Here is a 25,109-nt window from a genome sequence, read left to right as displayed (position 1 = left end):
TAGCTGTTTGTTTAATTAAAGCGGCCGATTATGCAACAAAACAAAATATATATAGATTATCAGAGTTATAATTTCTAAATCCCATTTTGGCTGAAGGACGCAAAATTTCTTCGCAGATTAGTACCGATTAGTCACTCCACTGGCTATACCCCAATTGATATACCCTTTAGCCTTAGCTGTATACCCAGCACCATTATACACTTGAGCGGTATAACAGGAGGTTTGACCTTTCATTATCGCCCCGTTACCACCACCACTAGCACAAGTATATACCTCTCTGTAATTACCACTACTATTGTAACTGTACACAGTTGCATTCGCATAGAAAGTACCTTTATCGTACGGAGCGGCACGATAAAGCGTTATTTTCGCCCAAGATGTTTGACACTTCGCACTCCATTTTAGCTCCACTTTTCCATAAAAATTATCGTATCTGTCAACAATACCACTATAGGATTTGGTTACTGCATCTTTTGCACAACCTGTTGAAACAGGGTCTGAACCATCATAAGATAGGGCAAATACTTTATTTATTGGTGTAATTGCAAAAAAGAGACCAACGAAAAGAGTAGCTATCATCACAATATTCAATAATTTATTCATTATAACAACTCTCCTTTTTTCAAACTTTACCATGTGAAAATTTGCATTACGATGTACTAAGGAACTATTTTACATTTATAAAAACGACCATTTTTTAGACAGCAACAAAGCAAAAATGCTACTAAGGTATTAATCTTTTGAAAATAAATTAAAAAAGAAATCAAATGAATACCCTTTATACGTGGTATTAATTAACACCAACTAGTCGGTATTAATTAATTTATTGTATGCTGAGGAATATACTAAGATTAATTAAATATTTAGTTTTTTTTAAAAAAGGGGTACTATGGTGAATTATCATCAGAAACAATCAGAAGATACAATTAACAGATTAATGCAATCAGGAATTGAATTGTTTTCTAAGCAAGGATATTCTAGTACAAGCATTGATCAGATTGTAAAACACGCTGGTTATTCTAAAGGTGGATTCTATGCTCATTTTTCCAATAAAGAGGAGTTTTTGTTGAAACTGATAAAAGAAGGTATTGATTTTTATTTTGAGGATTTAAAGGAAATTCTTACTCAAAAAGATTGTGATTTGCTAAATAAATTTAAAGAATACTCTATGCGTTTGGTGAATGAGGCTTATGAAAAAGGTTCTTCTCCCATGCTTCTCCAAGGATGTATGATATCTAATCAATTACCTCTAATAAAAGAAAGGCTTATTCTCCAAATGGAAAAATGGAGATCATTCCTTACACATTTTTTTCAGAGAATGAAAGACGAAGGTATAATCGGAAGTCCATTAGATGCTAGAACTTTAGCAACAGCAGGAATGGCCCTTTTTAATGGATACAATTTGCAACATTTTGTTGATAATCGAATAGAAATACAGGACATGATAGGTGTTTTTATTGAATTGCTTCAAATTCAAAAACCTAATAAGAAAGGTTAATGATATGAACTCGAAGGGGCGGGTGCAGCGTGGCACCATTAAATGAAGAGCAGCTGATCCAGATCCGCGATGAGCGCAGGGAACAGATTTTGGCCGCTGCCTTAAGCGTATTTTCCAGACGCGGCGTTGCCGGAACCAAAATGAGTATGATCGTGAAGGAAGCAGGCATTAGCCATGGCCTAGTGTACCATTATTTCAAATCCAAGGAAGAGCTTTTCGTTACGCTTGTCCAAGGTGCTATAGAGGGTGCGCAGGAAGCCATGTCGCTCGTTACATCCCTTCCGGGAAGCGCTTATGATAAAATCAGAAAATTGGTTGAAGAAATGATGGATGAGGAAGGAGCCCCGTATTTTCAGCTGATTTATCAGGCAAGAACGTCCGATGGCGTGCCTGAAGAAGCGAGAAGATTGATCAACCAATACACGTTAGACGATTATGTTAGCATCCTTCGGCCTTTGTTCGAAGAGGGACAAAGGGATGGGACGATTGCACCGGGGGAACCGGGAGAATTGATTGCCGGCTTCCTGACGGTACTAACCGGAGTGATGATGGTGGGATTGGTGGATGAACGGCAGTTTCGCATCCCGGATATCGAAATGCTGATGAGGATGATCAGCAAATAAAGAACCTATCGCCTCATTGCAGGCGGCAGGTTCTTTATTTTTACGGAATGTACGGCTTCTCTTATCGTGGAATGATCTTTTCCAGTATTTCTTCAAGCGGCCGATGATGCTGCTCCAGCAGCTCGGCGAGGATTTCTTTTCCTTCGTCCGATGCTTCCAGCACCGCTCTGATCATTTGCGGATTGAACAGCTCACCAAGCGGAACAGACAATGTGTTTACTCCCCAATACATGCCGTAAAGCTGGAAGTTGCGATTCACCGTGCCCTCTTTAAGCAGCATATCCATCACCTTCCGGCAAAAATCTACCCCTTCAAGCGGTTCTGACCCGGCTTCATATTCAACGCCCTCCCACTGTAAATCCGCCGCACAGTTCAGCCACCAGGCAGGCGTAATGGCTTCACGCTGCATTCGTTTAAGTACCCGCTTTTCAAACTGCGGCTTCGGATCGCTAAGCTGCTCTCGCAAAGAGGATTGCAGTATTTCCGCTTCGATTGCCGCAACCGTCATCCCTTGACCGAAAATCGGATCATAGATGCAGTAAGCATCACCAATGACGAGCAGGCCAGCAGGCCAATGGTGAACCTGTTCATAATGGCGGCGGTATAATTCCGCTACACGAAAGCCCCGCGGGTTGCCGACAGGTTCCAAATCCTTGACGATCTCCGCGATCAGGGAAGACGGCAGCCCGACCACCGTTTGTTCGAACGCCTCCGCATCTGTAGGAGGAAATTTCCCTCCGGGACGGTACAGCAGCAGTTCGGCGACTTGATTCTCAATGAAGGAGAAGACGCCTGTAAAGGTGTTGTTCTCCGGCTGGCCCATAATGTTGACGACATCCCACTCTTCGGCCAGATGTCGCATTGCAGGCGGCAATGTATAGCGACGAGTGCTGTACCCGATGGCCGTCTTCATCAGATCAGGCTTCGGCACTTCGTACCCCAGGCTCTCCAGCCACTCTGGCAGCCGGGAGGTTCGTCCGCTGGCATCGACGATCAGGTCGGCCATCCGGACACTTTCTTCTCCGGCAACTTTCCGCTCCCGGACCCGTACTCCGGTAATGGCTGAACAGTCTGGAGCTGCAATGAGTTCAAGTACGTCATGCCCTTGAAGAAACCTCACATTCGGACTCGCGCTCACGCGTCCGCGGATGACCCATTCAAGCACGGCGCGGCTGAATTTATAATCATTGCGCATATAAGGTCCGCTGACGATCCCATACGGATTCATAATATGCGCTTTCTTATTGAGCGAGGAAGGCGAGCCAAGCGCGGCCAACTCCTCTTCGTAGCCGGGAAACAGATTTTCCGTAATCATTTTGCCGCGATTTGTGAATCGATGCGGATGGAAACCGTGAGGTACGCCAGCCCGATCAACCGGATGTTCCGGATATTTATCTTTATCAATAACAAGCACTTCTCCATAAACATCCGCCAATACGCGAGCAGTCATCAAACCTGCCATACTACCTCCGATAACGATTGCTTTTCCCATTCGAAGATTGTATTCCATAAGCTAACTCTCCTTTTTTTATGATTGATTAAATCAGTCAACAAAAGAATAATACATTTTATATTTATGTCTGACAGACAAGAATTGTGATTTAGTCAAATGCGAGAAAGACCATTACTTGCAGCAAAATTTTCTTTGATACTTTCGACGGACATATGTCCAAAATCCAGACTTTTATGAACATTTCTGCGACCGCCGGTACCACGATCGGGGTGCAATTTCGAGCAAACCTAAGAAAAACAAAAATCGGCCCCCTTCGCACGCGATGCGAACAGAGGCCGATTTTTAGTTTTCAGTACAATTTAGAAAATCGCCGCCCAGGGCGGAATTTGGGCAAAAATCAAGCTTGAAAATACGAAGGCTTAGTTACTTACTTCCAACGTTTCCACCAAGGCTTATTTGCTTGTTCCTTTGTTGCAGCAATCTGCCTTTGAGCCTCGCTAAGTTGTTGCTTCAATTCCTCAATGGTCTTTTGCAGCTCTACAACCTGATTGGCCGTTTCCGTGATCCGTCCTGTCCATCCTGTTTTCCAATCTCGGCGACAGATTGCCCCATTTTCTGTATGACAGTAAGCAATGTATCGCGTGGATCCGTTTCCGGACAAAACACGCTCCACGTCATAGATCGCCTCTTCCACGGTTATCGGAAACCCTTTAGATAACCATCTAATGGGGAGAGCATCACAACATTTTTATAAACATCGCATCTTTTTTATAAACATCGCGACTTTTAAGGGTTTTGCGATACTTCGATTTTATGTTAACAAGAGGTGCTTTCATGTACAGAAAACACCGTATAATAAAAATCTTAAATGTAGCTATAAATAATTACGACTTTAGCGAAGCATATCTTTGCACAACAAAAAAGGAAGCATAAACCTGCATTTTATGCAAAGTTATGCTTCCTGTTATAACAAAATAAAAAAACCACCAAATATGTATTGGTGGAGACGGTGGGAGTCGAACCCACGTCCAAAAGTATCGGCACTTAAGCTTCTACGAGTGTAGTCGATATATTAGCATTTCGCAAATTCTTCGGCCTATCGACGGGCTTCCGAATTGCTAGTCTGGTTGTTCTCTTCCTTTGTCCTCAGACGGTGAACTCCGGCGTAGCCCACTTAGAGTGAGTCCGCTACCCTACCACATGGGCGATGGAGGGACGAACCGCTAAAAGCTGTTATTAAGCAGCTAAAGCGAAGTTGTTTTGTTGTTTGCCAGTTATAGGCTTTGACGTTTTAACGAGGCCGATCCCCTCGACTCGCAACCTAAGCTCGAACTACCCCTGTCGAATCCGTAACGTCCCCATATAAGAAATGGAGCATACGAAGTATATTCGTGATAGCTGCTATTGAGCTGTTTTTCAATGTTCAACTGGCCTTACATTTGTTATTATAGCATACGTTCGCCATTTTGCAATTGTAAATTTCTGTATTATGCTTTTTGACGATCACGGAATGCACGTGCAATTTCGCGCTTTGCTTCCTTCTCTTTTAAATCGTGGCGCTTATCATATTGCTTTTTACCTTTACCTAAACCAAGTTCCATTTTCGCAAATCCATTTTTCAAATAAATTTTAAGCGGCACAAGCGTATAGCCTGTTTCTTTCGTATACCCAATAAGCTTTAAAATTTCTTTTTTATGAAGAAGTAACTTTCTTGTACGAAGCGGATCATGGTTAAAACGATTTCCTTGTTCATATGGACTAATATGCATATTATGTACCCATACTTCACCATTCTGCACACGTGCAAAGGCATCTTTTAAGTTTACACGACCTGCACGAATCGCCTTAATTTCCGTTCCTTGAAGGACAAGACCTGCTTCATATGTTTCTTCAATAAAATAATCATGATATGCTTTTTTATTTTGTGCGATGACTTTTCCTTGACCTTTTGGCATCTCGATTGACGCCTCCCTTCATTTTTATCATTGTAGCAAAATATGAAGAAAGAAGCCATATATGGCTTCTTTCTTACTTACGTTTTTTCTTTTTCTTCTTAAAGTTCGGTGCATTTTCAAAGAATGCCTTTTTCTTTTTAGTACCATTTCGTTTTCCATTTATATTTCGGTTTGACTCGTTGTCTTGTCCACCGCGATTATTTTCACGGCCGCCACCGCCACGTTTTCTTCTATTTCCTTTTGGCTGCTCAATCACAACAGGACGATCTTTTCGTTGTCGTTTCACATTGCCTTTCATGCCGACAATTTCAAAGTCAATCGCACGCTCATCTTTGTTTACATTCACAACGCGAATCGTAATTTCATCACCAATGCGGAAGACGTTTCCTGTACGTTCGCCAATCATCGCAAAATGATGTTCGTCATAGCGATAGTAATCATCTGTTAAATAGCTGACATGAACAAGACCTTCAATTGTGTTTGGAAGTTCTACGAATAAACCGAAGTTTGTTACAGAACTAATCATACCATCGTATTCTTCACCAATTTTATCAAGCATGTACTCTGCTTTTTTCAGTTCATCCGTTTCACGCTCTGCTTCAACAGCACGGCGCTCCATGTTGGAAGAATGCTCGGCAATATCCGGTAAGTTTTCGCGCCAATTCGCCTGTGTTTCACTATCGATTTTTCCGTTAATGAGATACGTGCGAATCAATCTGTGCACAATTAAATCTGGGTAACGGCGAATTGGTGATGTGAAATGTGTATAAAACTCTGTAGATAAACCAAAATGGCCGATACTCTCTGCATCATAACGAGCTTGCTTCATGGAACGAAGCATAACTGTCGAAATGACAATCTCTTCAGGCTGACCTTGTACCATTTCAAGAATTTGTTGAAGCGCACGCGGATGTACTTCGTTCCCGCGACCTTTTACCGCATAACCAAAGTTTGTAATAAACTCAAAGAAACGCTCTAATTTATCTTCTTTTGGATCTTCGTGAACACGGTACATAAACGGTACGTTCATCCAGTGAAAATGCTCAGCGACTGTTTCGTTTGCTACAAGCATAAATTCCTCAATTAACTTCTCAGCTACAGAACGATCACGTAAAATCACATCAGTCGGTTTTCCTTCTTCATCCACTAGCACTTTCGCTTCTTTGAAGTCAAAATCAATTGCCCCGCGGCGCATCCGCTTTTCACGTAAAATGGCAGCCAATTTCCCCATCTCTTGGAACATTGGTACTAACGGTTCATAACGAGCCATTAATTCTTCATCTTCATCGTCTAGAATCTGCTTCACATCAGAGTATGTCATACGCTCCGTCGTTTTAATAACGCTTTGGAAAATTTCATGACTCACTACTTCCCCTTGATCATTAATTTCCATTTCACAAGATAATGTTAAACGATCTACTTTTGGATTTAATGAACAAATTCCGTTAGACAAACGATGCGGAATCATCGGAATTACACGGTCTACAAGATAAATACTCGTTCCTCGTTCAGCTGCTTCGCGGTCAATTGCAGATCCTTCCGTAACATAATGACTTACATCCGCAATGTGTACACCGAGCTTGTAGTTACCATTCTCAAGTTTCGTTACTGTAACCGCATCATCTAAGTCTTTCGCATCCGCGCCATCAATTGTAACAATTGTTTGGTCTCGTAAATCACGGCGCCCTTGTAAATCGTTCTCATCAATTGTTTCTGGTACACTGTTCGCATGCTCCATTGCATCTGCCGGAAACGCAAGCGGTAAGTTATGCTTATGGATAACTGATAAAATATCAACGCCTGGGTCGTTTTTATGACCAAGAATTTGAATAACTTCTCCTTCTGCACTTAAACGATCTTGCGGGTAGCTCGTAATTTTAACAACGACTTTATGTCCTTCTACTGCACCCATAGAAGCATTTTTTGGAACGAAAATATCGCTCGCCCATCGCTTATTGTCAGGGAGAACAAATCCAAAATTTTTCGATTCTGTATATGTACCAACTAATTCTTTTGTTCCGCGTTCTATAATCCGAACAATTGTCCCTTCCTTGCGTGAACCGCTTGATTCCGAACTAATACGTGCTAATACTGTATCGCCGTGCAGTGCACCCTTTAATTCTGTTGGCGGAATAAAAATATCATCTAACCCTTTTTCCTCAGGTACGACAAACGCAAATCCACGGGCATGTCCAATTAGTTTACCGCGCACTAAGTTCATCTTTTCTGGAAGACCATAGCGGTTACTTCTTGTTCGAACAACAAGCCCTTTTTCCTCCATAATTACAAGTGCTTTCACAAACTCTTTAAAATCCGCTGCATCTTCAATACCAAATGCTTCTTCTAATTCTTGCACAGTAAGCGGCTTATATGCTTCTTCTTTCATAAACGATAACAATTTATCGATGTTTGCTTGAATGATTTCTTCCAAGTACAAAAACCTCCTTTTAAATCCTCGTATTCTATAGTCTATCCGAAAATATAACCATGTATAAATGATGTTTTTTATGTAAAAAAGAGGCAACTAGATCTTACCAATCTAGTTGCTCCAAGAAGTTATATACATCTTCGTGCAGCTCATCACGCTGTTTATCCAGCGTAATTACATGCGTGGAATCTTCGTACCATTTCATTTCTTTTAAATTTGACTCTACACCGTTATAAATAATGTTTGCGCTATCTGTATTAATCATTTCATCATGACGTGCTTGAACGACAAACGTCGGTGCATAAATCATATCAATGTTATTGCGTACATCACGAATTAAACCTTGCAGTGCTTTTAATGTGTTCATCGGTGTTTGTTTGAATTCAAACATCTCTGCTTCAATTTGCTCTGGTGATTTACGCTCACGTTTTTTATATTCGCGGGCATATGCTAATATACCTTGATACATGATTTCTTCACTCTTAATGTACATCGGTGCACACATTGGTACAACTCCAATAATCGGCATTGTATAAGCAAGTTTTAACGAAAAAACGCCGCCCAGTGATAAACCAACAGCTGCAATCTTTTCATATCCTTTATCTTTTAAATGTTGGTACGCTGCCATAACATCTTTCCACCAGTCTTCTGGACCTGTGTGTACAAGTTGCTCCGGCGGTACACCATGACCTTTATAAATCGGTGCATGACATGTATAACCTTTTGTCTCTAAATAACGTCCGAGCATACGAACATCTGCAGAGTTCCCTGTAAATCCATGTAATAGTAAAACTGCACGTTCTCCCGCTTCAAATGTAAACGGTTTTGGGGATGCTAGCTTCATTTTACGTTCTCCTTCTCTTCCTATAATGTAATCTTCATATATGGTCTATTTATAGTTTATCATAGTTTCTTTTCCATAATCTAATTAGAAACTTTTTTTGCTTAAAGTAAAAAAAGATTCAACCCGAAAAAGGCGAATCTTTTTATTTTATACTTGTAAGTACGTAACAGCAAATGTTAATACAAAAAATAGTATAGAAACAACAACTGTAATGCGGTTTAATATAGCTTCTATTCCGCGTGCTTTTTGCTTACCGAATAATTGCTCTGCTCCGCCGGAAATTGCACCGGATAAACCAGCACTCTTACTAGATTGCATTAATACAAGTACAATCAATAACAGTGATACAATAATAAGTAAAACTGATAAAAACGTATGCACTTTACATGCCTCCTAAAGTTTCGATTACTTTAAATGTATCATAAAATAATTGGAAAAGCGAGAGCGTCTCATGGGCTCTCACTCACCGAATACTTCACCACATTAAATAAAAAGCGCCGCAAACAACGGACCAAGTATACATGTTAAGATTGCTGTTAATGTCATTGTTACTGATCCAATTACACCTTCATGCTCATTATTTTTCATCGCACGCATAACACCCATAATATGAGATGCACAGCCAAATCCAATTCCTTTTCCAACAGAATTTGTCACTCTGCTCCATTTTAATAAAATAGGACCAGAAATGGTTCCAGATATTCCTGCAACTACTACGAAAGCTGCAGTTAACGATGGTACACCACCAACTTCTTGTGACACACTCATGGCTACTGGCATTGTTACTGACTTTGGTAAGGAAGATAAAATTAAGCTTTTATCCGTTCCCATAATTGTGGCAATTATCATATCACTTGCAATCGCAACTATCGTTCCCACCAATACACCACCAGCAATTGGTACAACATACTTCTTCAAAACGCCACGTTGTTTATATAGAGGGATTGCAAATGCTACCACACCAGGACCAAGCAATTGCGAAATCCAGCCCCCGCCGCTTTGCATGTATTGTTGATATGGTATATCAAATACGACTAACAACAAGATCATTAAAGCTGTTGCAACAAGCATTGGAACTGTAAACGGTGATGGAAGCCATTGATAAATCTTCTTTGACAGTTGATACAATAAAGCCGTTACAATAATCCAACCAATTCCGATTACTATACTCATTGTGTCTCCTTTTCCTTTCTAGTCGCAAGATATTGTCCTGTATGTCCTGCTACAACAATAATTAAAAACGTACTCGCGATAACGGTAATACACAGCGAAATACCTTTATTCATAAAAAAAGAACCATAATTCATTAAACCAATGGTTGGAGGAATTAATAAAAATGGCATAAGAGCCATCAATGTTTCTGCTCCTAATTCAAACCATTTTACTGGAAGGACTTTTAAACCGAGCAATATGAGCAACAAGAACATCCCTATTAAACTCCCTGGAATTGGGATGTGCAGCGCTTCTTGGATCCACGTGCCAATCATATTAAACACGTAAAGTGCTGCTACTTGGACAATAATTTTTGTGAATTTCATCTGTCTATCATCCTTCATTATACGATTCTTTATATTTCTATATTTATCATAGTATAAATTGTAAAAACCCGCAATTTCCCGAATTGACAAGAAAAACCGACCATGGTATGCGCTTACAATGGCTTTTTTACTGTATTTGTAAACGTAATCAGGAATGAAATGAACTTATCGCAGCATAAAGTTTATATTTTCAGACTTTTAAAGAGGATACTAGAGGTGAGAATTTGACCGTAAATAGCAGGAGAAAAATAAAACCGGCCGTGATTTCTCACGGCCGGTCTTTATATTCTACAATTATTTTTTAAGGTTGTAGAAAGATTTTAAACCATCGTAAACAGCGATTTCGCCTAGTTCGTCTTCGATGCGTAATAATTGGTTGTATTTCGCAATACGGTCAGTACGGCTCATAGAACCAGTTTTGATTTGGCCAGCGTTAGTTGCAACTGCGATGTCAGCGATTGTAGCATCTTCAGTTTCACCAGAACGGTGAGATACAACTGCTGTGTAACCAGCACGTTTAGCCATTTCGATTGCTTCGAAAGTCTCAGTTAAAGTACCGATTTGGTTAACTTTAATTAAGATTGAGTTAGAGATACCTTTTTCGATACCTTCAGCAAGTTTTTGAGTGTTAGTTACGAATAAGTCGTCACCAACTAATTGAACTTTTTTACCAAGACGGTCAGTTAATAACTTGTGGCCATCCCAGTCGTTTTCGTCTAAACCATCTTCAATAGAGATGATTGGGAAGTTTTTGCAAAGATCTTCGTAGAAATCAACCATTTCTGCAGAAGTCATGCTGCGACCTTCACCTGTAAGATCATATTTACCAGTTTCTTTGTTGTAGAACTCAGAAGAAGCAACGTCCATTCCTAAGAATACGTTTTCGCCAGCTTTGTAACCAGCTTTTTCGATTGCTTCGATGATTACTTCTAACGCTTCACGGTTAGAACCAAGGTTTGGAGCGAATCCACCTTCGTCACCTACTGCTGTGTTAAGACCTTTGTCATGTAATACAGCTTTTAATGCATGGAATACTTCAGCACCCATACGGATTGCTTCTTTGAATGTTGGAGCACCAACTGGTAAGATCATGAACTCTTGGAAGTCTACGTTGTTGTCAGCGTGAGAACCACCGTTGATGATGTTCATCATTGGAGTTGGTAATTGTTTTGCATTGAATCCACCAAGGTAACGGTATAATGGAAGACCTACATAATCAGCTGCTGCGTGAGCTACTGCCATAGATACACCAAGGATAGCGTTAGCGCCTAATTTACCTTTGTTTGGAGTGCCGTCTAATTCGATCATAGCACGGTCGATTCCAGCTTGGTCAGTTACATCGAAACCAACGATTTCTGGAGCGATAACTTCGTTTACGTTATTTACTGCGTTAAGAACACCTTTACCAAGGTAACGAGATTTGTCACCGTCACGTAATTCTACTGCTTCGTATTCACCAGTAGATGCACCACTTGGTACTAATGCGCGTCCGAATGCGCCGCTTTCTGTGTATACTTCTACTTCTACAGTTGGGTTACCACGAGAGTCTAAAACTTCACGAGCATAAATATCTAAAATTGCTGGCATATTATTTCTCTCCTTTTATATGTGTAATTATTTAATAATTGTTTTACCTGTCATTTCTTTTGGCTGTTCAACACCAAGAAGTGTAAGCATTGTTGGAGCGATATCTCCCAAAACACCGCCTTCACGAAGCTCAATACCTTCTTTTGTAACGATGAAAGGAACCGGGTTCGTTGTATGAGCTGTCATCGGTGTGCCTTCTGGAGTTAACTCCTGGTCAGCATTACCATGGTCAGCAGTAATAAGTGCTACACCATCTTTTGCAAGAATTGCTTCTACAACTTTTCCTAAACATTCGTCAGTTGCTTCTACTGCTTTAATTGTTGGTTCCATCATCCCAGAATGGCCAACCATATCACAGTTTGCAAAGTTTAGAATGATAACATCGTGTCTGTCATTCATATGTGTAATTATTTAATAATTGTTTTACCTGTCATTTCTTTTGGCTGTTCAACACCAAGAAGTGTAAGCATTGTTGGAGCGATATCTCCCAAAACACCGCCTTCACGAAGCTCAATACCTTCTTTTGTAACGATGAAAGGAACCGGGTTCGTTGTATGAGCTGTCATCGGTGTGCCTTCTGGAGTTAATTCCTGGTCAGCATTACCATGGTCAGCAGTAATAAGTGCTACACCATCTTTTGCAAGAATTGCTTCTACAACTTTTCCTAAACATTCGTCAGTTGCTTCTACTGCTTTAATTGTTGGTTCCATCATCCCAGAATGGCCAACCATATCACAGTTTGCAAAGTTTAAAATGATAACATCATGTTTATCATTTTCAATTTCATTTACAAGAGCATCTGTTACTTCATAAATGCTCATTTCTGGTTTCAAGTCGTATGTTGCGACTTTTGGTGAGTTAATTAAGATACGCTCTTCTCCTGGGAATTCAGCCTCACGACCACCGCTAAAGAAGAATGTAACGTGCGGATACTTTTCAGTTTCCGCAATGCGAAGTTGTTTTAATCCCGCTTGTGAAACAACTTCACCTAACGTATTATCCAAGTTCATTGGCTTGAATGCTACATAACCTTTTACCGTTTCACTAAAGTGTGTCATACAAACGAATTCTGGAATGTGAGGTACTTTTTCACCACGATCGAACTCACGGAAGTCTTCGTTTGTAAATACACGAGCAATTTGAATTGCACGGTCTGGACGGAAGTTGTAGAAGATGATTGCATCATCATCATTGATTGTTGCAACTGGCGTTTCATCTTCATTTACCATTACAGACGGCAATACGAATTCATCGTAGATACCATTTGCGTATGAGTCATCCACACACTCATATGCTGTTTTGTAAGTAGGGCCTTCGCCGTTCACCATGGCACGGTAACATTTTTCAACGCGATCCCAACGCTTGTCACGGTCCATGGAGTAGTAACGACCGGAGATTGTCGCGAACTGTCCTACTCCTGTTTCTTTTATCACTTCATTTGTTGCATCGATATAACCTTTTGCTGTTTGCGGACCAACATCGCGGCCATCTAAGAACGCATGGATATATACTTTCTCCACGCCTTCTTTTGCAGCTAAGCGAAGAAGAGCAAACATATGGTCAATGTGACTATGCACACCGCCATCAGAAAGTAAGCCGAATAAATGAAGGGCTGTACCTTTTTCCTTCACGTGTTTCATTGCATTTTGAATCGTTTCGTTCTGATCGAACTCACCTTCACGAATTGCAACGTTTACACGCGTTAAGCTTTGGTATACAACGCGGCCGGCACCAATATTTAAGTGACCTACCTCAGAGTTACCCATTTGACCTTCTGGAAGGCCTACCGCCTCACCGCACGCTGTTAGTGTTGTGTGAGGGAACTTGTTCCAATAGCCGTCGAAATTAGGTTTCTTAGCTTGTGCTACAGCATTCCCGTAAGTTTCTTCACGTAGTCCAAAACCATCAAGAATGATTAAAGCTGTTGGCTTTCTCATTTTACCGCCTCCAAAAGACCTAAGAAGGACGCAGGCTCTAAGCTTGCACCGCCAACTAAAGCACCATCGATATCAGATTGTGCCATATATTCTTTAATGTTTTCAGGTTTTACGCTGCCGCCGTATTGAATACGAACTGCCTCTGCAGCTGCCGGAGAAACAGCTTCAGCAACAACTTTACGGATGTGCGCACATACTTCGTTTGCATCTTGTGCAGAAGAAGATTTACCTGTACCGATTGCCCAAATTGGCTCATATGCGATAACAGTTGCTTTCACTTGCTCTTCTGTTAAACCTGCAAGTGCCTTAGTCACTTGACCTGCAACAAGATCAAATGTTTTTCCGCTTTCGCGCTCTTCTAACGTTTCACCACAGCAAACGATTGGTGTTAAACCGTGCTCAAATGCTGCTAACGTCTTTTTGTTTACTGTTTCGTCTGTTTCAGCAAACATTTCACGACGCTCAGAGTGGCCAAGTACTACGTAGCTCACCTTTAAGTCGCTAAGTGCTACTGGGCTAATTTCGCCAGTGAATGCACCATTTTTTCGAAGTGCATGTTTTGTGCACCTACTTGTAAGTCAGTTCCTTCTGAAGCTGCTACAAGACGCTCTAAGAAAAGAGCTGGCGAGCAAACAACCGCATCAACAGCTGTAGCTGCTGGGATTTGACCTTTTACTTCCTCTACGAAGCTAACTGCTTCAGATAGAGTTTTATTCATTTTCCAGTTACCTGCGATAATTGGTTTACGCATGCTTTGCACCGTCCTTTTTCTTGGCTGCTAATTATTTGTCGTTAAGACAAACTACACCAGGAAGTTCTTTACCTTCCATAAATTCTAATGACGCACCGCCGCCAGTAGAAATGTGGCTCATTTTATCAGCCATACCGAATTTTTCAACAGCTGCTGCAGAGTCACCACCGCCGATAACAGAGTATGTACCTTCTGCATCTGCTAATGCTTGTCCTACTGCTTTTGTACCTTCTGCAAATGGAGCCATTTCGAACACGCCCATTGGCCCGTTCCATACAACAAGCTTAGAGTTTTTAATTACATCTGCATAAATTGCACTTGTTTTTGGTCCAATATCCAATCCTTCCCAAGTAGCAGGAATAGAATCGATATCTACAACTTGTCGGTTTGCAGTTTCAGAGAAGTCATCTGCAATGACGCAATCAACTGGCATGTAGAAGTTTACGCCTTTTTCTTTTGCAAGCTGCATAAACTCTTTTGCTAGTTCAATTTTGTCATCTTCGCATAGAGACTGTCCGATTTCGTGACCTGATGCTTTTACAAATGTATAAGCTAGTCCACCGCCAATGATTAAGTTATCAACTTTATCAAGTAGATGACGAATTACACCGATTTTATCTTTTACTTTCGCACCACCGATGATTGCTGTAAATGGACGTTCTGGATTAGAAAGTGCTTTCCCTAGTACTTCTAATTCTTTTTCCATTAAGAAACCTGATACTGCTGGTAAGTAATCTGCAATACCTGCAGTAGAAGCGTGAGCACGGTGAGCTGCACCGAATGCATCATTTACGAAGATATCAGCAAGAGCTGCAAATTCTTTCGCAAGTTCTGCATCGTTCTTTTCTTCGCCCGCATAGAAACGCACGTTTTCAAGAACTAATACGTCGCCTTCGTTCATTGCTGCAACCATTTCTTGTACAGCAGGTCCGAATGCTTCGTCCGCTTTTTTCACGTCTTTACCAAGAAGTTCACCTAAACGTACTGCTACTGGAGTTAGACGCATTTCTTCTACTACTTGTCCTTTTGGACGACCTAAATGGCTTGCTAAAATCACTTTCGCACCTTGCTCTACTAAATATTGAATTGTAGGAAGAGCTGCGCGAATACGAGTCTCGTCTGTAATTTTGCCTTCTTTCATAGGTACGTTGAAGTCAACGCGGCAAAATACTCGTTTCCCCTTTAAATCTACGTCACGAATTGATTTTTTGTTCATTGGATTTCCCTCCGACTAGTTAGGATTGACAAAACCCATTCAAAAGCTTATCACATTTGCTTAGAAAACGAAAGAAGGGAGAGGGAACAAACCCTCTCCCTCGTTTTGTCATTAATTACGGATAAACTTATGAATTAAAGACCTTTAGAAGCGATATAGTCTACTAAGTCAACTACGCGGTTAGAGTAACCAGTTTCGTTATCGTACCAAGAAAGTACTTTAACCATGTTGCCTTCCATAGTCATTGTAGATAATGCATCGATTGTAGAAGAGTTTGTGCATCCGTTATAGTCGATAGATACTAATGGCTCTTCGCTGTATCCAAGGATACCTTTTAATTCGCCTTCAGCAGCTGCTTTGAATGCTGCGTTTACTTCTTCAACTGTTACTTCTTTCTCAAGTTCAACAACTAAGTCAACAAGAGATACGTTAGCAGTTGGAACACGAACTGCACCACCGTTTAATTTACCTTTAAGTTCTGGTAATACTAATGCTACTGCTTTAGCTGCACCAGTTGTAGTTGGGATCATGCTCATTGCTGCTGCACGTGCACGACGTAAATCTTTATGTGGTAAGTCTAAGATTTGTTGGTCGTTAGTGTAAGAGTGAATTGTTGTCATCATACCGCGTTTTACGCCGAATTTTTCGTTTAATACTTTAGCAAATGGAGCTAAGCAGTTTGTAGTACAAGAAGCGTTAGAGATTACGTTATGATTAGCTGCATCGTATTGTTCGTTGTTAACACCCATAACAATTGTGATATCTTCGTCAGAAGCTGGTGCAGAGATGATAACTTTTTTAACTGATCCACCTAAGTGTTTTTCAGCATCTGCTTTTTTAGTGAAACGTCCAGTAGATTCTACTACTACTTCTACGCCGTAGTCGCTCCATGGTAATTGAGCTGGGTCACGCTCAGCGATAACTTTGATTTCTTTACCGTTAACAACGATGCTGTCGCCGTTAGAAGATACTTCTGCATTTACTGCTCCATGAACAGAATCATATTTTAAAAGATGTGCTAATGTTTTAGCATCTGTTAAGTCGTTGATTGCTACTACTTCCACGTTAGGGTTGTTAAGAGCTGCGCGGAATACCACACGTCCGATACGTCCAAATCCATTAATACCAATTTTAGTCATTTGAATTTCCTCCTTGGGGGATGTATATTAAGGGTTATTTACCCTTTACTAACTCTTTTGCTGCACCTTCATCTGTGATGAGTAATGAAGTGTGCCCTTGCTTAATTACTGCTTGAATTGCTTTCGCTTTTGATGAACCTCCAGCAACTGCAACGACATGAGATACATGTTGTAAATCTTCAAGCTGCATGCCGACCGTTTGTACTTTATGAACGACTTCACCTTGTTCGTTAAAGTAATACCCAAACGCTTCACCGACTGCCTGCATTTCTTTAATTTTCATCCAATCTGCTTCTAAAGTACTTCGTCTACGCGCCATCGTTAAGGCATCACCAATTCCGTGAATGACAATATTGGAAGATCGAATCAACTCAAGAATTTCTTTCACAGAAGGTTCCGTCACAATGGACGCATATGCTTCGCTACTCACATGATCGGGAACATACAATAAGCGATAGTTGCTCATCGTATTTTGTGCCATTTTCGCACAGATTGTGTTCGCTTCTAGCTCAACACTCTCTCCTATTCCACCGCGTGCTGGGACAAATAATGTATGTAGATCCCTGCAATCCAATTGCATCATATCAGCTACGGCAGCTATGGTTGTTCCTCCAGTCACAGCAACGATATTATTCGCTGTCAGACGATCTTTTATACAAGCAACACAAGCGCGGCCCATCTCGAGCTTGACCCAAGGTGATTCATCACTATCACCAGGGACAACGAAAACTTCATCCAAGTCCAATGTTTCCTTAAGCTGTTTTTCCAAAACCTTTAAACCGGAAATTTCTTTCATAAAGTCTTCCAAAGCAAGAACAACAGCTGTTCCTTCTTCTGTTAATGTCATTCCAGAAGATGCGACGTGAACCAAGTTCTCTTCTTTCAAAACTTGTACTTCACTTCGTAATACTCGTTCTGTCATACCAAGACTTGCAGATAAGTTTCTTCTGCCAATAGGTTGTGTTAACCGAATGTACTGAAGAATTTGCATTCTTGTTTGCATAACAGGTAGCAGATCAGGTAATAATTTTTTCGTATACTGAATCCATGAGCGCATCATATTGTATCTCCTCACCACATTCGTTCATTCCCTATATGGTCATTATATGTCCCGTAGTGACAAATTGTGTCCCACATAGAGTAAAAAATAATCCCTGCTACGGTTTTTATTGTAACAGGAGATCCAAAGTTATTCAACTCTTATTGCGCGAATTATGCTGTTTATTATGACATCTTTGTGAATGATTCCATATTCTACCTCTTTTCCCTCAATTTCAACGACAGGAATCATAAGATGATACTTCTCTAACAGCTGCTCATCCTCATAAATATTTATTTCCTTTAGATCAAATACATATTCAGTTTTCAGCTCTTGCAGAAGTTGTTTCGCCTTCTGACAAAGACCACATTCTTCCTTTGTATATAGAATAACCTCCATGTTCATCACCTATACAATCGTTTTTCGCAGTGAAGACGCCGGAATGTTTAACTGCTCTCGATATTTCGCTACCGTTCTGCGCGAAACAACAATTTCATGTTCTTCCTCTAACATTTTTGAAATCTTTTGATCTGAGAGTGGTTTTTTCTTATCTTCTTTCCCTACAAACTCTTGAATAAGCTGCTTCACCCTCTTTGTTGAAATTGCTTCATCCTCTGTTGTTGCTACTGCATTACTAAAGAAAGATTTCATCTCAAATAAACCATATGGTGTTTGCACATATTTATTACGCGTTGCACGGCTGATTGTTGACTCATGGACACCTAATATCTCAGCCACCTCTTTTAATGCAAGCGGTTTTAAATATTGAGGGCCATTCATAAAGAAGTCGCGCTGCTTTTCAATAATTACTTCCATTACTTTCAGAAGCGTTTGTTTTCTTTGTTTTAAACTGCGCATAATCCATTGTACATGCTGATATTTTTCAGACACATAAGAAGCGACATCTCTTTCACTATTATGAAGGAGCTCACTATATTCTGAATGAATTTCAATCTTCGGCATATTACGTTCATTCATTTGGATTATCAAACGATTACCTTCTTTTTTCACCGCCATATCAGGAACGATGTACATCGGTTTTTCCGAAGAAAAAGCCAAACCTGGTTTCGGCTGCAGCGATGTAATAACATGAACAGCTTCTTGCAATTCTTCCGTACTACATTTCAGCACATTTACTAACTTGCGCCAATCTTTCTTTACAAAATATGCAAAATGTTCGTCCACAATCATTTCTGCTAATGCGCTCTTTTTTTGTAAGCGCTTTAATTGAATTGATAAACACTCTTGAATATTTCTTGCAGCTACCCCTGCTGGCTCTAATGATTGAACGAGCTCCATACAGCTATTAATTTCTTCTACACATACCGATAATAGTACTGCTAATTCCTCATTTGTTTCTTGTAAATACCCGTTCTCATCCACATTTAAAATAATGAATGAGGCAATTTTTCGTTGTTCTTCATCTATTTTATAATACTGCAATTGATTGACTAAATGTTGTTGAATCGTCGTTGAATCGACACTATAAATCTCCATTTGATTCTCTGTTTGTTTACTTGTTGTTTTACTCTTTTTCTTTTCCCTGTCAAATCCCCCCAACTCGATAAGGGGATTCTCTAGCGATTGCTCATACAAAAACTCCGTTAATTCCTGCACATTATACTGGAGCATTGTAATCGCTTGTCTTAACTCTTGCGTCATTGCCAAACGTAAACTTTGTTCTTGTAAAAGACTTGCTTTCAATCTAATCTCCCCCTCACTTCTATTGTACAATAAGTTTCTCAAAAGGAGAATCCTTACAAAATACCAACATCCATATATTATTACTTCATATGTATTAATTAAGTTTATATATTACAACCAAAAAATGAGTAATACCGAAAGAAAATGCCGAAATTTTAAAAATAATCACAAATTTTATACCACATACTAATAGTAACTCCTATTCAAAGAAATAACAATTAAAAAGAGTAGTTTAAGTATAATGAAGTTTCGTTATACTTAAACTACTCTTTTTCTCCTGTATATTCTAAGAACTTTATAAACAAACTAATAAAAAACCCTAACTTCAAAATATAAGTTAGGGTTTTTTACGCGCCCAGAGGGATTCGAACCCCTTTTGGGAGAATTTTATCTTGTTAGCTTGATGGCACTAGATAGCGCGCATGCTTTAACAGTTTAAATTGTTGTTCTTATTATTCTATTCCTCGTGAAGCAGGTTGAGGATCAGTGGATATTTCCTGTTGTTGTTTAGTAAACAGGTTTGCTAATCCTGATATTTCATATGGAAACAAGATGGTACTGTTTTTTTCCGCTGCAATCTCTGTCATAGTTTGCAGCGTACGTAATTGTAGTGCCGCTGGCTGTTTACTAATTAATTCGGCAGCTTGGGCAAGCTTTTCAGCTGCTTCATACTCTCCTTTTGCAGCAATTACCTTTGCAACCCGCTCACGTTCCGCTTCTGCTTCCTTAGCCATTGCACGACGTAACCCTTCTGGAAGGTCCATTGAGCGTATTTCTACCCCTGTTACCTTTATTCCCCATGGTTCTGTAGCTTTATCCAATTCTTTTCGCAACAAATCATCCAATTTTTTTGCTCGGTGAGCATTTCCTGCATCGTGTGAGCACCCAGGTTCGAACGAAGAATAGTTTGAGCTACCGTCGAAGTTGCTTTACGGTAATTTTCAACATCAAGAAGTGCCTTTTGGGCATTGACCACTTGATAGTACACAACAGCATTTATAGTGACCGGAACACTGTCTTTCGTAATTATATCTTGATTCTCAACATTTTCGACTCGAATACGCATATCCACTTTTTGTACTGTTTCGATTAATGGTACAACAAATTGAACACCAGGTTCAATCGAACGAGTATAACGCCCCAATCGAAGTACAACACCTTGCTCATACTGTTGCACGATTCGAATCGAACTGAAAGTGACAATGACTAAAAGAACAATTAAAGAAATGAGAGGTACTATCATACGAAGTCAACTCCTTAAATAGGCAACAATTGCCCGAATTAATAAACTATACCTATTTTATCAAATTTTCTTACTTCTAAATAGGGTATCATGTACATTTTAACGCTTTAGGGGTAGTCTCATTTCTTAACTTGATGGGCATAAGCGAAACCCTCACTAATAGTCTGATACTGATTAACAGCTAAATTCCAAATACCCTGTAGAATCGCCAAGCCTCGCTAATAAGCGACTCCATAACATTCAGGGCATCGCCAGTTCTCCCGAAGAATCGCCATGTCCGCGCTAGATATAAAGTGAAACCTCCATCAGTGGGGGTCTTACTGCCCGTTAATGAGGGATAAAATTATTCCTGTCTTTACAGCGCGTTTTACAATCGTTTTTTAGACAACAAAAAAACCCCCGATCTGAAAAATAATTCAGACGAGAGTTTCAGCTTACATATTATTTGATTTTCGACGTGTGAACTACGGTACATATACGGACGTTCAAAGGGATTAAACCCACGTATCACGTTTCGTATTGTTTCCGTCCTTTCACGATTTCTTGACAGCGTTGATCGCGTCACAAACGCTGTCATATCAACTAGAACGCGCCCAGAGGGATTCGAACCCCCGGCAGACGTGGTACCGGAAACCACCGCTCTATCCAACTGAGCTATGGGCGCATGAAATATATAATAGCATCAAGGACTTCCCTTATGCTTACAATCGCAAGAGACACTTTCACGCCGCCTTGCGTAATGTTTATTATACGATATCTTCGTTTTGGAAGCAATTACTTATTACGTCGCAGTTTACAGAACGACTCTTATCTTTCATTACAGCTAGATATCGAAATGAAAAGGCCATCTTTATATTACATGTAACTTCACTTCTTCTATACTTCCGTCCCTTCAACTTTATCCGTTCATACAATAAAAGAAACGCCCGCGTCGATTGACGACGCAGGCGATATAACTCAGATTATCAGTAGCAAATTCATAAATAACCGAAATGAATTATTTATGCAAATGATATGGAACCGTTGTAATCACGATATCTTTATGACGAATAAACCACATTCTTAAAAGAAGTGCACTCTGGTTATGTAATACATGATGCCACCATTTGTGCGGAATAAACTGCGGGATAATAATATGGATATGTCCCCCATTTTCTTGTTTCGTCTCTATTGTTTTAATAAGACGATTCAGCGGTTCAAGAATAGAGCGATATTTACTACGAAGAACTACCAGCCTACAAGGATTTCCCCACTCTTTCCACTTCTTCTCCATTTTATCTATAGATTGCTCATCGAAACCAACGTATACAGCAATCGGATCAGCATCTAAGCTTTTCGCAAAGGAAATCGTATTGTTCACAACACGATGAACGCCTGACACTAAAACAAGAGTGACTATCTGGCTTGCTTCTGGACGTATGCTTTGCGTATCAATGCGCAGTTCTTTTGCAATATCTTCATAATGCTTGTGAATAGCCATTGAAATAAAAATGATAATAGGCAATACAACTAATACAACCCAAGCGCCGCCTGTAAACTTTGTAACAGCGAAAATAACAGCAACTATTGATGTGATAACAGCACCAACTGTATTAATCGTAAGCTTAACTTTCCAATTTGGCCCTTTAACTCGTTTCCAGCGGCGCATCAAACCAATTTGCGCTACTGTAAATGAAAGGAAAACACCGATCGCATACAATGGAATTAAAGCATTCGTATGCGCGTGAAACGAGATAATCAAAATACATGCCAATGATGCTAATACAATAATTCCGTTTGAATACCCTAAACGGTCTCCGCGATTTGTCAAACTTCGAGGCAAAAATCCATCTGCTGCTACAATCGCAGCAAGCTGAGAAAATCCTGTAAATGTAGAATTTGCCGCTAAAATCAAAACAATAAACGTAAACCATATAATTAGTTGATATAAAATTCCATGTCCAAAATACATACCAGTCAACTGAGACAACATCGTGTTGTGCGGATCTGGCGTAACTCCCTTCACATACAGATGATACGAAAATCCTAACAGTGTCACAGCTGTGATCGTGCCTAAAGCAATATAAGTTCTAATTGCATTTTTTTGCTGTGGTTCTCTAAAAATAGGAACTGCATTCGAAATTGTCTCAATTCCTGTAAGCGCCGAACAAGCTGAGCTGAATGCTTTCAAAATCAATAAAGTTGTTAATCCCTCTGGAACCGTTCCAAAGGATGGTGTAGTTGGTTGTATAAATCCATGACGAAATTCATCAAAAAAGCCGGTAAAAATTAAAATTAACATACAAACCATAAAACCGAATGTCGGCCAAGCAAAAACGCGGGCTGATTCTGCTACTCCTCGCAAGTTCACAAGTACTAAGAGAATAACACACAAAATGGCCAAAATCGTTTCATAAGGAGCAACTACAGGATAAGCAGATGAAATAGCTTCTATAGCTGCAGATACAGATACAGCCACGGTCAACACGTAATCAACGAGCAACGAACTAGAAGCAACAAGAGAAACCCATCGCGGCTTGAAGTTATCTTTTGCAATGGCATATGCTCCCCCACCGTTTGGATATGCCAAAACCCCCATAATATACGATACAATCAAAATCGTCAAAAGAACGATCGTAGAAATTGTAATAGGTAAAATCAACCATTTCGCATCAGGACCAAGCCCTACAAGCTCTGTCATTCCTGATTCAGGTCCATATGCAACGGATGAATACAAATCCGCCGAAAGGATAGGCAGTGCAATCAACCAAAATAACTTGTTATGGTGCGCATGAAGCTCTGATGTTCGCATAGGACGACCAATTAAAAATCGCTTCACACTACTAAAATTGCTTGCAGAAAACCAAATTGCAACTAACGCTAGTATGATTAATACCGCTTCCAACCATCTAACTAAAGTATGATGATCCATAACTTTTTCTCCTTTTAATTGCTATTTTTTATTCTCTTATTTTAATTGATACATAATATTTTGAACAACAAAATCTAAACTATGTAGCTTTCGAAAATATTCACAATAGAAAATCGACAATCAACATTTAGAAATTTATTATATATAATACGAAAAACCCGCTAGCTTCATGCTAACGGGCTGCATATTGGTGGATAGAAGAACTAAATTCTTCTATTCCTATATTATGTAATGTCTACTCCATCATTATTCATGTTAATTTCCTTGTATTTTTTAAAATTAAATATACGACATACCTAATAAATAAAATTAAAAATAACACGCTTTCGAATAACCCTAAAATTGGTAATTATATTTCAGTGCTCATTCACAAACTCTAATGATTGAAATCAAACTCAACCAGAGGAGGAATTACGTTATGACTGTAATTACAAAACTTAAACAAACTGTTTCAGGATTAAAAAGTGCACAAGCAAGCTTAGAAGGATTCGCTCTTGATACTGATAACCAACAAGCGAAGCAATTATTTCAAAGCGCAGCACAACAAACGCAATCAATTATTGAGACTTTATCTCCGCGTGTTCAAGAAGTTGAACAAGAAGAACCTCAATATACACAGCAATAACAACAACAGAATGATACTTAATTAATGTACGCCTACAGATACTCTTTACACATAGGCTAATTCATTATCATATGTATACTTTCTGATTAGCTGAAAAAAGGGTGATGTAATATCATCCTTTTTTCAAATCAAATTACATAAAGCAATAGAAACGGAATGATACCATGCGAAAATTCGGAACAATCTCCTTGTTATTCCTTCTCTTATTCAGTTTCCTATGCGGATGTCACAGTCCATTAGATAAAAAAGAAAAACAAGAATCAGCACAAAAAACAAATAAAACAGATGCGAAACTAACAAAGATAAACATAGAATCTATTGATCAATCAGCAGCGAATGAAGCGAAAAATAAGATTCTTACTATGGATGAAATACTTGAAGTCAAAGCTGTTAATTTCAATAACGAACTTTATGTAGCTGTTAAACCAAAGCATCGTGAACGCTTTCAACTAAAGAAATTACGAAAAGAAATAAAACAAACATTAAAAAAGATGTATCCTAATGCAAAAATTTATGTAAGCACAGATAAAAAAATTTTTATGTTACTCGATAAGTTAGATACCAAGATTAAAAATAAAGAAGTAGATAAAGAAGAAGTAAAAAAACAACTAAAAATAG

20 protein-coding genes, 1 tRNA gene, 1 other RNA gene and 4 pseudogenes are annotated in these 25,109 nt (G+C 39.6%); 4 read left to right on the top strand and 22 right to left on the bottom strand.

Annotated elements, in window-relative coordinates:
• Positions 1-117: 117 nt before the first annotated feature.
• On the bottom strand, positions 118-603 hold the full coding sequence (locus ACEWFJ_RS03275) for a DUF2690 domain-containing protein (protein WP_473690386.1): 486 nt from the start codon (positions 601-603) through the stop codon (positions 118-120).
• Between the two features lie 286 nt (positions 604-889).
• Between ACEWFJ_RS03275 and ACEWFJ_RS03270 the strand changes: the two genes are divergently transcribed.
• Both ACEWFJ_RS03270 and ACEWFJ_RS03265 read left to right on the top strand, forming a co-directional pair.
• The gene (locus ACEWFJ_RS03270) at positions 890-1,498 is read left to right on the top strand and encodes a TetR/AcrR family transcriptional regulator (protein ID WP_473690384.1); all 609 of its coding nucleotides are present in this window, start codon (positions 890-892) and stop codon (positions 1,496-1,498) included.
• 29 nt (positions 1,499-1,527) lie between these two features.
• Entirely contained in the window at positions 1,528-2,121 is a 594-nt protein-coding gene (locus ACEWFJ_RS03265; RefSeq protein WP_473690382.1) for a TetR/AcrR family transcriptional regulator, read from the top strand.
• A 61-nt stretch (positions 2,122-2,182) separates the two neighbouring features.
• Here the strand turns inward: ACEWFJ_RS03265 and ACEWFJ_RS03260 are convergent, their stop codons facing one another.
• The 21 genes and pseudogenes from ACEWFJ_RS03260 to ACEWFJ_RS03160 all read right to left on the bottom strand — a co-directional run bounded on the left by ACEWFJ_RS03260 (position 2,183) and on the right by ACEWFJ_RS03160 (position 23,866).
• Complete coding sequence (locus ACEWFJ_RS03260) at positions 2,183-3,631, bottom strand: NAD(P)/FAD-dependent oxidoreductase (RefSeq protein ID WP_473690380.1); 1,449 nt, start codon at positions 3,629-3,631, stop codon at positions 2,183-2,185.
• A gap of 370 nt (positions 3,632-4,001) precedes the next feature.
• Positions 4,002-4,247 carry a hypothetical protein gene (locus tag ACEWFJ_RS03255; protein WP_473690378.1) on the bottom strand — a complete coding sequence of 82 codons (246 nt, stop codon included), beginning with the start codon at positions 4,245-4,247 and terminating at the stop codon, positions 4,002-4,004.
• A gap of 325 nt (positions 4,248-4,572) precedes the next feature.
• Positions 4,573-4,934, bottom strand: a transfer-messenger RNA (tmRNA) gene (ssrA, locus tag ACEWFJ_RS03250).
• A 127-nt stretch (positions 4,935-5,061) separates the two neighbouring features.
• A complete protein-coding gene (gene smpB, locus ACEWFJ_RS03245) occupies positions 5,062-5,529 on the bottom strand; it encodes an SsrA-binding protein SmpB (protein ID WP_473690376.1) in 468 nt (155 codons plus the stop codon).
• Positions 5,530-5,602: 73 nt separating this feature from the next.
• A complete protein-coding gene (gene rnr / locus ACEWFJ_RS03240; RefSeq protein WP_473692328.1) occupies positions 5,603-7,915 on the bottom strand; it encodes a ribonuclease R in 2,313 nt (770 codons plus the stop codon).
• A 145-nt stretch (positions 7,916-8,060) separates the two neighbouring features.
• The gene (locus tag ACEWFJ_RS03235; RefSeq protein ID WP_098308466.1) at positions 8,061-8,801 is read right to left on the bottom strand and encodes an alpha/beta hydrolase; all 741 of its coding nucleotides are present in this window, start codon (positions 8,799-8,801) and stop codon (positions 8,061-8,063) included.
• Positions 8,802-8,948: 147 nt separating this feature from the next.
• Positions 8,949-9,182: a preprotein translocase subunit SecG gene (gene secG, locus ACEWFJ_RS03230; RefSeq protein ID WP_098308464.1), complete on the bottom strand. Its 234-nt coding sequence runs from the start codon at positions 9,180-9,182 to the stop codon at positions 8,949-8,951.
• Between the two features lie 102 nt (positions 9,183-9,284).
• Positions 9,285-9,974: an LrgB family protein gene (locus ACEWFJ_RS03225; RefSeq protein ID WP_429719939.1), complete on the bottom strand. Its 690-nt coding sequence runs from the start codon at positions 9,972-9,974 to the stop codon at positions 9,285-9,287.
• Positions 9,971-10,339, bottom strand: coding sequence for a CidA/LrgA family holin-like protein (locus ACEWFJ_RS03220; protein ID WP_429719938.1), 369 nt, complete (start codon positions 10,337-10,339; stop codon positions 9,971-9,973). Before ACEWFJ_RS03220 ends, ACEWFJ_RS03225 begins: the two co-directional genes overlap by 4 nt.
• Before the next feature lie 294 nt (positions 10,340-10,633).
• Entirely contained in the window at positions 10,634-11,926 is a 1,293-nt protein-coding gene (eno, locus tag ACEWFJ_RS03215) for a phosphopyruvate hydratase (protein WP_098308458.1), read from the bottom strand.
• Between the two features lie 27 nt (positions 11,927-11,953).
• Positions 11,954-12,319: pseudogene (locus ACEWFJ_RS03210) on the bottom strand (2,3-bisphosphoglycerate-independent phosphoglycerate mutase); the annotation flags it as partial.
• 14 nt (positions 12,320-12,333) lie between these two features.
• Positions 12,334-13,863 carry a 2,3-bisphosphoglycerate-independent phosphoglycerate mutase gene (gene gpmI, locus ACEWFJ_RS03205; RefSeq protein ID WP_473690373.1) on the bottom strand — a complete coding sequence of 510 codons (1,530 nt, stop codon included), beginning with the start codon at positions 13,861-13,863 and terminating at the stop codon, positions 12,334-12,336.
• Positions 13,860-14,614: pseudogene (gene tpiA / locus ACEWFJ_RS03200) on the bottom strand (triose-phosphate isomerase). Before tpiA ends, gpmI begins: the two are co-directional and overlap by 4 nt.
• A 31-nt stretch (positions 14,615-14,645) precedes the next feature.
• Entirely contained in the window at positions 14,646-15,830 is a 1,185-nt protein-coding gene (locus tag ACEWFJ_RS03195) for a phosphoglycerate kinase (RefSeq protein WP_429716821.1), read from the bottom strand.
• Positions 15,831-15,964: 134 nt separating this feature from the next.
• Complete coding sequence (gene gap, locus ACEWFJ_RS03190; RefSeq protein WP_429706972.1) at positions 15,965-16,969, bottom strand: type I glyceraldehyde-3-phosphate dehydrogenase; 1,005 nt, start codon at positions 16,967-16,969, stop codon at positions 15,965-15,967.
• A gap of 34 nt (positions 16,970-17,003) precedes the next feature.
• The gene (locus ACEWFJ_RS03185; protein ID WP_098308507.1) at positions 17,004-18,026 is read right to left on the bottom strand and encodes a sugar-binding transcriptional regulator; all 1,023 of its coding nucleotides are present in this window, start codon (positions 18,024-18,026) and stop codon (positions 17,004-17,006) included.
• A 132-nt stretch (positions 18,027-18,158) separates the two neighbouring features.
• Positions 18,159-18,407, bottom strand: a complete 249-nt coding sequence (locus ACEWFJ_RS03180) for a glutaredoxin family protein (protein ID WP_154711227.1) — start codon at positions 18,405-18,407, stop codon at positions 18,159-18,161.
• A gap of 9 nt (positions 18,408-18,416) precedes the next feature.
• The gene (rpoN, locus tag ACEWFJ_RS03175) at positions 18,417-19,712 is read right to left on the bottom strand and encodes an RNA polymerase factor sigma-54 (protein WP_473690370.1); all 1,296 of its coding nucleotides are present in this window, start codon (positions 19,710-19,712) and stop codon (positions 18,417-18,419) included.
• Between the two features lie 452 nt (positions 19,713-20,164).
• Positions 20,165-20,955: pseudogene (locus ACEWFJ_RS03170) on the bottom strand (slipin family protein).
• A 588-nt stretch (positions 20,956-21,543) separates the two neighbouring features.
• Positions 21,544-21,619: transfer RNA gene (locus tag ACEWFJ_RS03165), tRNA-Arg, on the bottom strand.
• A 333-nt stretch (positions 21,620-21,952) separates the two neighbouring features.
• The gene (locus ACEWFJ_RS03160; RefSeq protein WP_473690368.1) at positions 21,953-23,866 is read right to left on the bottom strand and encodes an APC family permease; all 1,914 of its coding nucleotides are present in this window, start codon (positions 23,864-23,866) and stop codon (positions 21,953-21,955) included.
• Positions 23,867-24,284: 418 nt separating this feature from the next.
• Between ACEWFJ_RS03160 and ACEWFJ_RS03155 the strand changes: the two genes are divergently transcribed.
• Together ACEWFJ_RS03155 and ACEWFJ_RS03150 are read left to right on the top strand one after the other, a co-directional pair.
• Entirely contained in the window at positions 24,285-24,491 is a 207-nt protein-coding gene (locus tag ACEWFJ_RS03155) for a DUF1657 domain-containing protein (RefSeq protein WP_098308440.1), read from the top strand.
• Positions 24,492-24,655: 164 nt separating this feature from the next.
• A pseudogene (locus tag ACEWFJ_RS03150) lies at positions 24,656-25,015 on the top strand (YhcN/YlaJ family sporulation lipoprotein); the annotation flags it as partial.
• Positions 25,016-25,109: the final 94 nt, after the last annotated feature.

This window comes from Bacillus sp. EA-CB0995 (genome assembly GCF_055814245.1).
Note: the sequence above shows the minus strand (reverse complement) of the source record. Positions and strands in the feature narration are given on the sequence as shown.